At 70.5% G+C, this 13,576-nt stretch carries 14 protein-coding genes; 6 read left to right on the top strand and 8 right to left on the bottom strand.

Annotated features, from left to right (window positions below; all coding sequences use genetic code 11):
* Nucleotides 1-62: 62 nt before the first annotated feature.
* The 6 genes from LZP97_RS01570 to LZP97_RS01545 all read right to left on the bottom strand — a co-directional run bounded on the left by LZP97_RS01570 (nt 63) and on the right by LZP97_RS01545 (nt 4,822).
* Entirely contained in the window at nt 63-269 is a 207-nt protein-coding gene (locus LZP97_RS01570) for a cold-shock protein (RefSeq protein ID WP_003937833.1), read from the bottom strand.
* A gap of 411 nt (nt 270-680) precedes the next feature.
* Nucleotides 681-887 carry a cold-shock protein gene (locus LZP97_RS01565; protein ID WP_003937832.1) on the bottom strand — a complete coding sequence of 69 codons (207 nt, stop codon included), beginning with the start codon at nt 885-887 and terminating at the stop codon, nt 681-683.
* Between the two features lie 240 nt (nt 888-1,127).
* On the bottom strand, nt 1,128-2,018 hold the full coding sequence (gene rsmA, locus LZP97_RS01560) for a 16S rRNA (adenine(1518)-N(6)/adenine(1519)-N(6))-dimethyltransferase RsmA (RefSeq protein ID WP_102031928.1): 891 nt from the start codon (nt 2,016-2,018) through the stop codon (nt 1,128-1,130).
* A 135-nt stretch (nt 2,019-2,153) separates the two neighbouring features.
* Nucleotides 2,154-2,318 (bottom strand): hypothetical protein, encoded by a 165-nt coding sequence (locus tag LZP97_RS01555; RefSeq protein WP_017679484.1) that lies wholly within the window; start codon nt 2,316-2,318, stop codon nt 2,154-2,156.
* A 242-nt stretch (nt 2,319-2,560) separates the two neighbouring features.
* Nucleotides 2,561-3,688, bottom strand: coding sequence for a resuscitation-promoting factor (locus LZP97_RS01550; RefSeq protein WP_010592977.1), 1,128 nt, complete (start codon nt 3,686-3,688; stop codon nt 2,561-2,563).
* A gap of 708 nt (nt 3,689-4,396) precedes the next feature.
* Nucleotides 4,397-4,822 (bottom strand): DoxX family protein, encoded by a 426-nt coding sequence (locus LZP97_RS01545; RefSeq protein WP_010592978.1) that lies wholly within the window; start codon nt 4,820-4,822, stop codon nt 4,397-4,399.
* A 193-nt stretch (nt 4,823-5,015) separates the two neighbouring features.
* On the opposite strand from LZP97_RS01545, the gene LZP97_RS01540 reads away from it, so the two are divergent.
* Both LZP97_RS01540 and LZP97_RS01535 read left to right on the top strand, forming a co-directional pair.
* Nucleotides 5,016-5,525: a VOC family protein gene (locus LZP97_RS01540; RefSeq protein WP_040274459.1), complete on the top strand. Its 510-nt coding sequence runs from the start codon at nt 5,016-5,018 to the stop codon at nt 5,523-5,525.
* Nucleotides 5,526-6,506, top strand: a complete 981-nt coding sequence (locus LZP97_RS01535; protein ID WP_010592980.1) for a pirin family protein — start codon at nt 5,526-5,528, stop codon at nt 6,504-6,506.
* Nucleotides 6,507-6,671: 165 nt separating this feature from the next.
* Here LZP97_RS01535 and LZP97_RS01530 read toward each other — a convergent pair whose 3' ends face one another.
* Nucleotides 6,672-7,730 carry a maleylacetate reductase gene (locus LZP97_RS01530; protein WP_029539910.1) on the bottom strand — a complete coding sequence of 353 codons (1,059 nt, stop codon included), beginning with the start codon at nt 7,728-7,730 and terminating at the stop codon, nt 6,672-6,674.
* A gap of 53 nt (nt 7,731-7,783) precedes the next feature.
* On the bottom strand, nt 7,784-8,614 hold the full coding sequence (locus LZP97_RS01525; RefSeq protein WP_010592982.1) for a TatD family hydrolase: 831 nt from the start codon (nt 8,612-8,614) through the stop codon (nt 7,784-7,786).
* A 36-nt stretch (nt 8,615-8,650) separates the two neighbouring features.
* Between LZP97_RS01525 and metG the strand changes: the two genes are divergently transcribed.
* The 4 genes from metG to LZP97_RS01505 all read left to right on the top strand — a co-directional run bounded on the left by metG (nt 8,651) and on the right by LZP97_RS01505 (nt 13,573).
* Nucleotides 8,651-10,198 (top strand): methionine--tRNA ligase, encoded by a 1,548-nt coding sequence (gene metG, locus LZP97_RS01520; RefSeq protein ID WP_010592983.1) that lies wholly within the window; start codon nt 8,651-8,653, stop codon nt 10,196-10,198.
* 40 nt (nt 10,199-10,238) lie between these two features.
* Nucleotides 10,239-11,417: a DUF2786 domain-containing protein gene (locus tag LZP97_RS01515; protein WP_010592984.1), complete on the top strand. Its 1,179-nt coding sequence runs from the start codon at nt 10,239-10,241 to the stop codon at nt 11,415-11,417.
* Nucleotides 11,418-11,510: 93 nt separating this feature from the next.
* On the top strand, nt 11,511-12,656 hold the full coding sequence (locus tag LZP97_RS01510; RefSeq protein WP_234574951.1) for an NAD(P)/FAD-dependent oxidoreductase: 1,146 nt from the start codon (nt 11,511-11,513) through the stop codon (nt 12,654-12,656).
* Nucleotides 12,653-13,573: an RNA polymerase sigma-70 factor gene (locus tag LZP97_RS01505; protein WP_010592986.1), complete on the top strand. Its 921-nt coding sequence runs from the start codon at nt 12,653-12,655 to the stop codon at nt 13,571-13,573. The genes LZP97_RS01510 and LZP97_RS01505 overlap by 4 nt, the downstream gene beginning before the upstream one ends.
* The last annotated feature ends 3 nt before the right edge of the window (nt 13,574-13,576 follow it).

The following is a 13,576-nucleotide window of genomic DNA, read 5'->3' as shown; positions in this document are numbered from 1 at the left end:
GAATGTCACATCGGTTCGGTTCGATCGAGTGCGTGTGACATTCGGTCGGTGAGGCAGGTGGGTCAGCCGATGACGGTGACGCCGGTGGCCTGCGGGCCCTTCTGGCCCTGGCCGACCTCGAAGCTCACGCGCTGGTTCTCCTCGAGGGTGCGGAAGCCGCCGCCCTGGATCTCGGAGAAGTGCACGAAGACGTCCGCGGAGCCGTCGGCGGGGGCAATGAAGCCGAAGCCCTTCTCGCCGTTGAACCACTTCACGGTACCTTCAACCATGTTCATTCCTAAGAAGATTCGGGAAGCGCCGGGCTTCCCCACTCGTCGAGCGACACTTCGCCGCTCGGGTCTGTCACTCGACGGTAGAGAACGATTCCGTGTGGGCTATCGCATCCGCTCGCAACCAGAAATGTGCGAGGGGTGAACCACGAACACAACCTAACGACCGAGAGCCAGTAGATCACATCGAGGCCCGCACCGCCAGCGAAACGCCCGGAAAGAACTCGAAAGCGCATTGTGCGAGCCCTTTTTCGCGGAGCACACGCGGGGTCCGGAGACGGAAGAAGGACCGGTCCGTGCGGACCGGTCCCTCTTCACTGTTTGTCACACCTCTGCCGGCGGCACTTCCGCGGCGACCTCACGAGGCCGTCGGGGAATGCGCGCGTCCGGAAGAACGCGCAGCGAGCTACGTCAGCCGATGACGGTGACGCCGGTGGCCTGCGGGCCCTTCTGGCCCTGGCCGACCTCGAAGCTCACGCGCTGGTTCTCCTCGAGGGTGCGGAAGCCGCGGCCCTGGATCTCGGAGAAGTGCACGAAGACGTCCGCGGAGCCGTCGGCGGGGGCAATGAAGCCGAAGCCCTTCTCGCCGTTGAACCACTTCACGGTACCCTCAACCATTTTCAACCTCATACATCTCGGAAAGCCTCGAGGCCTTCACGTTTCGTCGAACGACACGACGTCGCCCGGGCCTGTCACTCGACGGCTGAGAAGGATTCCGTGGGAATTTCGCATCCGCTCGCAACTAGAGAAATGTGCGAGGGGTAAACCACGAACACACTACCTAACGACCGTGTACCAGTAGAGCACAGATCCGCCCGTCTGCCAAGCGTTGCGCGGGCACCGGTCTGCGCGCCGCCGTCACGACGTGCCGGCGATCCGCACGAAGGCGGCGGCATCGAGTTTCTCGCCCCGCGTCGACGGATCGATTCCGGCGGCGAGCAGGCGGCGCTCGGCTTCGGCGGCCGAGCCGGCCCAGCCGCTCAGCGCTGCGCGCAGCGTCTTGCGGCGCTGCGCGAAGGCGGCATCGACGACGGCGAACACCGTGCGGCGGTGCGCCTCGTCCGTGGGCCAGGGCGGTTCGGTGTAGCGGTCGATGCGCACCAGGCCCGATTCCACCTGGGGCACCGGCCAGAACACGGCCCGGCCGACCGAGCCGGCGCGACGGACATGGCCGAAGAAGCCGGCCTTGACGCTGGGCACGCCGTAGACGCGGCTGCCGGGCGCGGCGGCGAGCCGATCGGCCACTTCGGCCTGCACCATCACCAGAGCCGTACGCAGCGAGTCGAATTCGGCGAAAAGGTGAAGCAGCACGGGGACCGCGACGTTGTAGGGCAGGTTCGCAACGAGGGCCGTCGGGGCAACCGGCAGGTCGGCGGGGTGCACCCGCATGGCGTCTTTCAGGACGACGTCGAGCCGGTCGGCGAGGTCGGGGGCGCGGTCGGCGACCGTCGCGGGCAGTCGCTCGGCGAGCCTGGGGTCGATCTCGACGGCGACGACGCGGTCGACCACGTCGAGCAGGGCGAGCGTCAGCGAGCCGAGACCCGGGCCCACCTCGAGGACCACGTCGTCGCGGCCGACACCGGCGACGGAGACGATGCGGCGCACCGTGTTGGCGTCGTGCACGAAGTTCTGGCCGAGCTGTTTCGTCGGCCGGACACCGAACTCCTCCGCGAGGGCGCGCACCTCGGCGGGGCCGAGGAGGGCGGCACGACCGCGAGCGGTCACGTCGGAACCGTCGCGAGCGGTCACGTCGGAACCGTCGCGAGCGGTCACGTCGGAACCGTCGCGAGCGGTCACGTCGGAACCGTCGCGGGCGGTCCCGTCGGAACCGTCGCGGGGGGCCGAGCCGGGATCGCCGGAGGAGTGGTCTGGCACGTGCCGAACCTAGCGCACGCCGCTGCGGGACGAGTAGGACGGCCACGCTCCCCGGCGCTTCGGTCGACCCTTCCGGTCCACCTGTGGGCGGCCGTAGGCGCCGGTGACGGTGACCGCGACGAGGGCGTCGACCGGTTCGCGACGGGTCTCGACTCCGTCGATACTCGACGGCACCTCACGCGCCCTCCGCGGCACTCCGTGTACCCGGCCGTCACGTCGGTGCGCACGGTGGCCGGCGAGCGCTGTCCCCGGCCGACGTCGACCGGCGGGGTCGTGCCGGAGGAAGGTCTCGTGCCGGAAGAGCGTCGTCGCGGCGCCCCGGCGACGGATGTCGCCAGGAGCGCCGCGACGACGGTGTGCTGCAGCACGAAACGCGTGTCGGCGATCCTCGTCCGCGAGGACGTGAGGCGGAGTTCCTACCGCAGGCCCATCTTGCTGGTGCACGACGGCCAGGCTCCCCAGCCCTGTGCGGCCTGGACCTTCTCGGCGACGGCGATCTGCTGCTCGCGGCTGGCCAGGTCGGCGCGCGGCGCGTACTGGGTGCCGCCGAACGCGGCCCAGGTCTGCTGGGTGAACTGCAGGCCGCCGTAGAAGCCGTTGCCGGTGTTGATGGCCCAGTTGCCGGTGGCCTCGCACTGCGCGAGGGCGTCCCAGGTGGAGGCACGGCCGGAAGCGGGCACGGCCGGCTTGGGCTTGGTGCCGACGCGGACGACGGCCGGGGCCGGCTCGCGGAGGGTCGTCGAGGCCTTCTCGGTGCGGCCGACCTCGACGCCGTCGATCGTGTGCACCTCGAAGGTCACGGTGCGCTCACCGGGAGCACCCGGGGTGTCGACGGCGGTCTCGCCCTCGGTCATGTTCGGGTCGTCGACGCGCTGTTCGGGGGCCGGCACCGGCTGGTTCTCGATGCGGGTCTCGATGCGGTCGCGGGTGACGCGGATCTCGAGGCCCTCGGTCAGCGCCGCATCGACCGGGGGCATCACCGAATCGGCCTGCTCGAGCGCCACACCGTGCGCGGTCAGGAACTCCCCGACCGTCGGCGCCGCCATCCGCACCTCGACCGGCGGGGCACCACCGTCGAGCAACCGCACCGTCTTCGGGCTCACCACGTCGAGCTCGGCACCCTCGAGCGGCAACCGGTGCGACCGGGACGCCGAGGTGTACACGTCCGCGGCCAGCTCGAACTGCGCCAGCGCCTCGTCCACCGTCGACGCCGTCGTCCACACGGTGCGCTCGACACCGTCGACGCTCAGCTGCACCTCACGTGCCCGCCGCAGCACCACCGTGTCCCCGTCCGAGACCGCGGCGTCGACGGCCGGGGCCACCACGTCGTGCTCGCCGACCGGGTAGCCGGCGCCGGCGAGCACGTCACCGACCTCGGAGCTCATGGTGCTGAGCGCGACCCGCTCGCCGTCCACGTCGAGGGTGAGTTCCTTGTGCTGGATCAGCGCGGCGACTCCGCCGGCCGCGAGGGTGAGGAAGAGCGCGGCGACGACCACGTACAGCGTCGGCGATTTCGCTCTGTTGATCTTGGTGAAAGGTGACACGGTAATTCCTGGACTGTCGACAACTTCGATCACAGCACGGTAACGAATCGGCATTGATACGGCAACTGCAGTGGGTCTACCTGCGAATTTCCCGTAAGGAAGTAGGTGACGATTCGTAATTTTCGATCAATGACCGAGTCGTGTCCGAGCCGGAACCGCGTCGATTCGACGCCCGGAAAATCACCCCACGCGAAGCGTGAATTACCGCTGTGGAATTTGCGCGGGTGACCCACCGTCCGGGGCCGCGGCGGGGGGCGGTTCCACGCGCCCCGGACATCGTCGCGCTCTCGACGCGTGGACCCACGGTGCCGCGATCCGGGCCAGGGGGCGACGCGGAACTGCGCACAGCCGCGGCTGTCGGCTCGCGCAAGGCGGGAGGCACGGCACCGTCACAACGGACGGCCGTTCTGCGAAGGGCCGCAGACGAGGAGCGGCCGAAAAGTCCGACGCGCGGCGGGGACTCTGCCCGGCGGGCGAACGGCGACGCGCCGGGGCGAACGACGACCGCCCGGCGGCGACAGGCGACGGAGGAGGCGGTCGGGATCCGCGCGGCGAAAAACGCGACGGGTTGCGCGGGAGCGCCGCCGGGAGCTGCTCCCGGCCGACGGTTACGCCACGAGGGAGCCGTTCGGCGGGAACGGATGCGCGATCTTCGCGCGAAAGTGCTCCGAAGGCCGGCGCCCGGTCTCCCGGACGCCGGCCCTCGGCCTACGCGGTCTGCAGGAACCGCACCCGGCGGCCGAGCAGGGCGTCGACGCTGTACGCGCCGGCGCCGACGACCGCGAGAACCAGCGCTCCGGCGCCGAGTGCTCCGACGAGCTCCCATCCACCGTCGGTGACGTAGATGCCGTTGCCGATGTGGACGAAGAAGAACGCGCCGAGCATGTTCACCAGCAGCAGGACACCGAAGACCGGCACGAGCAGGCCGATGATCAGGGCGATGCCGCCGAGTGTCTCCACCCAGGTGGCGTAGAAGGCGGACAGCGCGGGCACGGGCACGTCCATGCCCTCGAATCCGGCCTTGGTGGCGGAGTATCCCTGGTTCACCTTCTGCAGCCCGTGGGCCAGGAAGACGATCCCGATGACCACTCGGGCGACGAGCAGCCCGACGTTGCGCAGGACGGGGTTGTTCATGGGGGTGACCTTTCGGTGCGGGCGGTGGGGGCTCGTCCTTCGATCGAAGCCGCCCCTACGGTAGCGACGCAAGGTTGAAGGTTCAACTTAATCGGCCACCCGCCGCCGGACGGCATCCGAAAAGTAGTTGATCGATCAATCACATGGGGTATGCTTTCGTCGAAGGCGCAACCACCGGCCGAAGGAGCCCCCCGTGAGCACCAGCGTGGAAGAGGAACGCAGCCGCCGCTCCGCGACGTTGCGGGAGGAACTCCGTACCCGCTACCTCCGGCCCGTCGGCGAACGACCCGCGTCGTCGGCGCGCGGGTTGCACCACACCGCACTCGTCAGCAGCGACGTCGAGCGCACGGTGCGCTTCTACCAGGACGTGCTCGAGTTCCCGCTCACCGAACTGGTCGAGAATCGCGACTACCCCGGTTCGTCGCACTTCTTCTTCGACATCGGAAACGGAAACCTGCTGGCCTTCTTCGACTTTCCCGGCCTCGACGTCGGTCCCTACCAGGAGGTCCTCGGCGGGCTGCACCACATCGCGATCAGCGTCGAGCAGAGCCGCTGGGAACGCCTGCGCACCAAACTGACCGAAGCGGGCGTCGACCTCGTCGAGCACAGCGAGGTCTCCCTGTACTTCCGCGACCCCGACGGCGCCCGCATCGAACTCATCGCCGATCCCCTCGGCGAGATGTACGGAAGCAAGGTCTTGTAGATGAGCAACGTCGACGCCGAGCCCACCGAGATCGTCTGCGAATCCGAGCCCGCGCCCACCCGGGTACAGATCATCACTTCCCGTGAGGTGCCGCTCGGCGGCCCGCGCGCGATGCCGGTCCGCCGCACGCTGCCGCAGCGCGCCCGGTCCCTCGTCGGAGCCTGGTGCTTCGCCGACCACTACGGGCCCGACGACGTCGCCGCGACCGGCGGAATGGACGTCGCGCCGCACCCGCACACCGGCCTGCAGACGGTGAGCTGGCTGTTCGCCGGCGAGATCGAGCACCGCGACAGCCTCGGCAAGCACGCATTCGTCCGCCCCGGCGAACTCAACCTCATGACGGGCGGCCACGGCATCGCGCACTCGGAGGTCTCCACACCGGCCACGACGGTCCTGCACGGCGTCCAGCTGTGGGTGGCCCTGCCCGACGCACACCGGGACGCTCCTCGTGACTTCCGGCACCACGTGCCCGAACCGGTCCGGCTCGCGGGCGCGACCGTCGCCGTCTTCCTCGGCTCCCTCGCCGGCTCCACGTCGCCGGTGCCCACCTTCACCCCGCTGCTCGGGGCCGAGATCACCCTCGACCCGGGCGCGAGCGTCGAACTGACCGTCGATCCCGCGTTCGAGCACGGCCTGCTGGTCGACACCGGCAGCATCCGGCTCGCCGGCACCGTCCTGTCCCGCTCCGCGCTCGGCTACGTCGGCACCGGCGTCTCCACGCTCCCCCTGACGAATCTCACCGACGAACCCGCACGTGCCGTGCTGCTCGGCGGGACGCCGTTCGGGGAGGAGATCGTCATGTGGTGGAACTTCGTCGGTCGCAGCCACGACGAGATCGTCGCGTTCCGCGACGAGTGGCAGCGCGAGGGAGAACGCTTCGGCCGGGTCGAGGGCTACACCGGGAAGGTCGCGCGGCTACCCGCACCGGCGCTGCCCAACGCGCAGATCCGGCCGCGCCGCAATCCCCCCACCGCCCACTGAGGGGGCACCCTCACCAGGAACACTGAGGGGGCACCCTCACCAGGAACACTGAGGGGGCACCCTCACCAGGAACACTGAGGGGGCACCCTCACCAGGAACACCGAGGGGGCACCCTCACCAGGAACACCGAGGGGGCACCCTCACCAGGAACACCGAGCGGCACCCTCACTCGGGACGGATCCCGGCATAGGCATCGCCCAGCAGTCGCCGCACCCCCACCCGGGTCACCTCGCGGGGGTTGGGGTACTGCCGTTCGGTGGCCAGGTGTGCCGCCTCGTCGAGGTCGCCCTCGGACATGCCCAGTTCGGCGAGCGTCGTCGGGCCACCCGCGGCCGCCACCAGGTCGAAGACCCCGGCCGGGGCGGTGGGCGTGCCGAGCGCATCGGCGATGCGACTCATCACGGCCGGTACCGACGGCGCGTTGAACGCCATCACGTGCGGCAGCACCACGGTGTGCGTCGCCGCGTGCGGCAGGTCGAAACTGCCGCCCAGGACGTGGCACAGCTTGTGGTGCAAGCCCATTCCTCCCGCGCTCAGGCACGTGCCGGCCAGCCATGCCGCGAGCAGCAGGTCCGAGCGACCCTCGCGGTCCGCGGCGTCGGCACCGAGGACCGGCACACCCCGGGCGATCGCGCGGATCGCCTCGAGCGCCAGCGTGTCGATGATCGGGTTGGCGTGCTCGGCGTACAACGCCTCCACGGCATGCGCCATCGCGTTGATCGCGCTGGTCAGTGCCATCGGGATCGGCATCGACAGGGTGAACTCGACGTCGTAGATGACGGTTTCGGGCAGGATGGCCGGCGACGAGTGCGTGGTCTTCACCCCGTCCGCGGTCTCCCCGAGGACGGGCGTGACCTCGGATCCGGCGTAGGTGGTCGGCAGGATCACCTGGTCCACGCCGGTGCGCACCGCGATCGCCTTCGACAGCCCCGTCGTCGACCCTCCGCCCACGGCGACGACGGCGTCGATGTCGTGCTCGGAGACCAGACCCAGCACCTTCTCGGTGACCGCGACGGGGGTGTGCATGACGGCCCCGTCGAACCGGGCGACCTGGAGGCTCCCGAGGGCCTTCTCGACGAGCTCGGCCTGCGGACGGACGTGTTCGCCGCCGAGCAGCAGGACCCGGGAGCGATCCAGGCGGCGCACCTCGTCGGCGACCCGCGCCGCGGTTCCCGGACCGAAGACCACCCGTGACGGCTGAGCGTTGTAGACGAAACTGTGCATGTCACCCATTGTCCCCGGCCACCCGCTCCGGCCGCCTCGGAACGGGGACACCGTTACGAAAGTCCGTATACCCGTTCGGCATTCGCGGTGGTCGTGGCGGCCAGCTCGGCCGGGTCCGCGCCGCGCACCTCCGCGAGCGCCCGCACCGTGTAGGGCAGGCAGTACGGCTCGTTGGGGGCGCCGCGGAACGGATGGGGCGTCAGGAAGGGGGCATCGGTCTCCACGAGCACCAGCTCGGGCGGCACCAACGGGGCTGCGGCACGGAGCGCCTTCGCGTTCTTGAAGCTCACCGTCCCGGAGAAGCTGAGCAGGTAGCCGGCGTCGACGCAGGCCCGCGCCATGTCTGCGTCCGACGAGAAGCAGTGGAAGATCACCGTCTCCGGCGCACCCTCGTCGTGCAGGACGCGCAGCAACTCGGCATCGGCGTCACGATTGTGGATCATCAGGGTCTTGCCGAGACGTTTGGCCAGGTCGATGTGCCAGCGGAACGCGTCCTCCTGCTCGAGCGGGTCGGCGCAGCCGTCGAGCTTGCCGGGCCAGTACAGGTCGAGGCCGGTCTCCCCCACGGCGACGACGCGCGGGTCGGCGGCGAGCTTCTCGATCTCGGCGCGCGTGACGTCGTCGAGCGCGTTCGCACGGGTGGGGTGGAGCGCCACGGCGGCGTAGACCCGTGCGTCCCAGTGCGCGGCGTCGACGGCGAAGCGGGCTGCGGCGATGTCGTCGGCCACGGTGACGACCCGTCCGACACCCACCGCGGCCGCCCGGTCGAGGACGGCCGCCACCGATTCGGCATCGTGGGCTCCGCACGCGTCGAGGTGCGTGTGGGCGTCGACGAGAGGCGAGAGCGGCTGCGGAGGCTCGGGCGCGGGACGGGTTCGGCTCACGGCCCATACACTATCTACCTATAAAGTGGACGCACCATGACTGCTCCTGCCGCCTCCCGCCCGCCGTTCTACCTGACGACCGCGATCGCTTATCCGAACGGCGCCCCGCACATCGGCCACGCCTACGAGTACATCTCCTCGGACGCGATCGCCCGGTTCAAGCGCCTCGACGGCTTCGACGTGTACTTCCTGACCGGTACCGACGAGCACGGCCTGAAGATGCAGCAGACGGCAGCGAAGGAGGGCCTGGACGTGCGGGACCTCGCGGCCCGCAACTCCGGCGTGTTCGAGGCCATGGACAAGTCGCTGAACATCTCCTTCGACCGGTTCATCCGCACCACGGACGCCGACCATCTCGAGGCGAGCAAGGCGATCTGGCAGCGGATGGCCGACAACGGGGACATCTACCTCGACACCTACTCGGGGTGGTACTCCGTGCGCGACGAGGCGTTCTACGCCGAGGCCGAGACGACCGCGCTCGACGACGGCTCGCGCATCGCCACCGAGTCCGGCACCCCCGTGGAGTGGACGGAGGAGTCGACGTACTTCTTCCGGCTCTCGGCGTATCAGGACAAGCTGCTGAAGCTGTACGAGGAGCGCCCGGACTTCATCGCGCCGGCCACCCGCCGCAACGAGATCGTCAGCTTCGTCTCGGGCGGGCTGAAGGATCTGTCGATCTCCCGCACCACCTTCGACTGGGGCGTGCCGGTGCCGGATCATCCCGAGCACGTGATGTACGTGTGGGTCGACGCGCTCACCAACTACCTGACCGGTGCGGGTTTTCCCGACACCGGGTCGGAGTCGTTCCGCCGCTACTGGCCCGCGAACCTGCACATCATCGGCAAGGACATCACCCGCTTCCACACCGTGTACTGGCCGGCGTTCCTGATGTCGGCGGGAATCGAGCTGCCCGAGCGGGTGTTCGTACACGGCTTCCTGTTCAACAAGGGCGAGAAGATGTCCAAGTCGGTCGGCAACGTCGTCGACCCGCTCGAGATGGTCGAGCAGTACGGCCTCGATCCGCTGCGCTTCTTCCTGCTGCGGGAGATCTCCTACGGTCAGGACGGCAGCTACAGCCACGAGGCGATCGTGACCCGCATCAACGCGGACCTGGCGAACGAACTCGGCAACCTCGCGCAGCGCTCGCTGACGATGGTCGCCAAGAACCTCGACGGTGTGGTCCCGGAGCCCGGTGAGTTCACCGAGGACGACCGAGCGTTGCTCGCGCAGGCCGACGCGCTGCTCGACAAGGTCCGGGCGGAGTTCGACGTGCAGGCGCTGCACCTCGCGCTCGAGTCGATCTGGCACGTCCTCGGCGAGACCAACCGGTACTTCTCCGCACAGGCGCCGTGGGTGCTGCGCAAGACCGATCCCGCCCGGATGGCCACGGTGCTGTACGTGACGCTCGAAGTCGTGCGGATCGTCGGCCTGCTCGTGCAGCCGGTGATGCCGGACTCCGCCGCCAAGATCCTGGATCTGGTGGGGCAGGATCCGCAGGCGCGGCAGTTCGCGGACATCGCCACGCGCCTCGCGCCGGGCACGCAGTTGCCGGCCCCGGCCCCGGTGTTCCCGCGCTACGAATAGCGCCACGCCGCCTGTCGGTGGCCTCGTGCACACTCCGCGCATGGGGCGAGATAGAACACACTTTCGACAGGCGGCGACCGGGTCCGGCGCATCCGAGGAGGTCTTCCACCTCGGAATCCGGCCGCTACTCGACGAACTGGGCGCCGCGTACGAGCGCGGCTGGCAACCGGTCGACGTCCTGCACGTGACGGCCCGTTCCGGCGACACCACGGACGTCCCACTGGCGGCCGCCGCGGTGCTTTTCGACGCCCGCCGCAGCGGCGCGGCCGACCGGGCACCCCTCGACTGGGTGCGCCAGCTCGGTGCGATCGCGCAACGCTGTCCCGCCGCCGCGCGGATCGCCGACCGGGTGCCACCCGACGCGCCCGCCCGCCAGTTGGGCGCGGAACTGCTGCGCGAGCTGCCCGGCCTGTCCCGCTTCCAGGTGATGGGGCTGGCGTTCGCCTGGAAGTACCTGCCGCAGTTCTCCCCACTCCTGCCGCTGCCCTCGCAGTGGCCGCCGCTGCGACCGGTCCCTGCGGCCGGCGAGGCCGCGACCCCGGATCCGCGGGTGCTCGCCCGGATCCGCGGCCTCCTGGCGAAGGCCGAGTCCACGGACTATCCGGAAGAGGCCGAGACCCTCACCGCCAAGGCCCAGGAACTGATGACCCGGTACGCGATCGGCACGGCCCTGGTCACTCGTGCGGGCGCGGACACTGCGCGAGGACGCCGCGTGCACGTCGACAATCCGTACGCGAAGGAGAAGGTTCTGCTGCTCACCGCGATCGGGAACGCGAACCGCACGCGCACGGTGTGGTTCACCAAGGTCGGAATCGCCACGATCGTCGGCGCCGACGTCGACCTGCAGCAGGTGGAGCTGCTGTTCGCGTCGCTCTCGGTGCAGGCCGCCCGGGCCGTGCGTGCCGCCGGGACGGGTGGCCGCACCGGCGGCGCGGCGACGGCGTTCCGCCGTGCCTTCCTGACCGGATACGCATATCGGGTCGGCGAACGGCTGCGGCAGGCGGACGCATGCGCGACCGCGACCGCCGCGGCCGACGCGAGCATGTCCGTCACACAACTCGCGCCGCTGCTGGCCCGTCGCTCCGAGGCCGTGGACTCGGAGTTCCGCCGCCTGTTCCCGACGACCCGGTCGACCCGTACACGCAGCGTCGATGCCGAGGGATGGTTCGCCGGCCGCGACGCCGCCGAGACCGCCTTCCTCGCATCCCCGCCCGGGTGAGCACTGCCCCGGTCGCCGCCTGTCACGTTCGGGGGCCGAGCGGTGTCCCATGTGCGACCGCGGACATCGTCGACAACAGAAGGGGTGGTCAGGATGACAACCGATGTGGTGGTGCTCGGAGCCGGGTACGCGGGAGTGATGGCAGCGAACCGTCTGCTCGCCACGCATCCGGGGGTATCGGTGACGGTCGTCGCGCCGCGACCGGTGTTCGTCGAGAGGGTGCGGTTGCATCAGGTCGCCGCCGGCTCCAGTGCGGCCACACACGACCTCGCCGACGTGCTGCATCCGGCGGCGGCCGTGCACGTCGGCACCGCAGTGCACATCGGAGCGGACCGGGTGCTGCTCGCCGACGGGACGACGTTGCCGTTCCACGTCGCGATCTACGCCGTCGGCAGCGGCGCCGCCGTACCCGCGATCCCGGGCGCCGGCCGGCTGCACTCGACGGCCGAGCTCGAACGCGCCCTGGACACGGCCGCCGCGCTCGGGGAACTCGGCGACGGGGCGGGCGTGGTGGTCGTCGGCGGCGGGCTCACCGGCGTCGAGTCGGCCGCCGAGATCGCCGAGGCGCATCCACGCCTGTCGGTCACCCTCGTCGGGGATCCCGTCGCACATCTGCCCGGGTCCACCCGGCGGTTCGTCGCCGCGCGGCTGCGACGGCTCGGTGTCCGGATCCGGCCGGGCCGGGTCGTCGCCGTCGAGGACGGCGCGGTGCTGCTCGCCGACGGCGACGGGGTGCCGGCCGAGCTCGCCGTCTGGGCGGGCGGATTCACGGTGCCGGACCTGGCCCGGCGCAGTGCTCTGCCCGTCGACGAGACGGGCCGGCTGCGGGTCGACGCGACCCTGCGGAGCGCGGACGGAGCGAACGTCGTGGGCGTGGGCGACGCCGTGACCGTCGACGGCCAGGATCACATCCGGATGAGCTGCCAGGCGGCGCTGCCGCTCGGCGCCCACGGCGCCGACACCACCTGGGCACTGCTGACGGGTACGGATCCGCGGCCGCTGTCGCTGGGGTTCGCGGCGCAGTGCATCTCGCTGGGCCGCTCCTCCGGCGTCGTGCAGCGCACCCGTCCCGACGACACGCCCCGCTCCCTCGCGCTGCGCGGTACGTTGGGGTCGTTCGGCAAGGAGGCGGTGGTGCGCGGGACGGTCTGGATGCTGCGACGGCAGGCGCGAGGGCACAGCTACCCGTTCCCCGCGGGTCCGGCCCCCGCGTCCGAGCCGATCGCGGTCCGTCGATGACCCCCGACGACACGCCTCGCGACGAGACGACGCACGACAAGACGACCCACGATGAACTGTTCACCCGGCACCGAGGCCTGCTGTTCGGCATCGCGTACGAGATCACCGGCAGCGTCGCCGACAGCGAGGACATCCTGCAGGACAGCTACCTGCGCTGGGCCGAGGTGGAGCTCGACGAGGTGGCGAACCCGCGTGCTTATCTGAGCCGCGTGGTCACCCGGCAGGCGCTGAACTCGCTGCGCACGGCGCAGCGGCGCCGGGAGGACTACGTCGGGCCGTGGCTGCCCGAACCGGTGCGGACCGCCCCCGACGCCGCCGAGGACGTGCTGCTCGCCGAATCGGTGTCGATGGCGATGATGCTGGTGCTCGAGACACTCGGCCCGCTCGAACGAGCGGTGTTCGTGCTGCGCGAGGTGTTCGGCTTCGACCACGCCCAGATCGCCGCGGCCGTCGGCAGGCAGGAGGCGACGGTGCGGCAGATCGCGCACCGCGCCCGCAGCCACGTGCAGGCGCGGCGCCGGCGGTACGCCGCGTCCGACGAGCAGGCGCGCCGGGTCGTGACGGAGCTGCTGTCCGCCGCTGCCGGCGGGGACGTGGAGGCACTCATGGCGGTACTCGCACCGGACGTCGTCTACGTCGCCGACGGCGGCGGCAAGGTGACGGCCGCGCGGGTCCCGGTGAGCGGAGCGCGGAAGGTCGCACGCGTGCTGAGCGGCCTGAGCCGCCGGCCGCTGCCCGACATGCGAGTGGAGTTCGCCGCGTTCAACGGCCTGCCCGCGCTGGCCGTGTACTCGGGCGAGCGACTCGATCTGGTCATGCTGATCGAGATGGACGCGGGCCTGGTCACCGGCCTGTATGTGGTGCGGAACCCGGACAAGCTCGGTGCGGCGGACCGGGTGATGCCGCTCGTCCGCTGACCG

It is taken from the genome of Rhodococcus sp. DMF-1 (genome assembly GCF_021441945.1).
GTDB lineage: Bacteria > Actinomycetota > Actinomycetes > Mycobacteriales > Mycobacteriaceae > Rhodococcus > Rhodococcus ruber.
The sequence above is the reverse complement of the archived record's forward strand: the minus strand, read 5'-3'. Positions and strand labels throughout refer to the sequence as shown.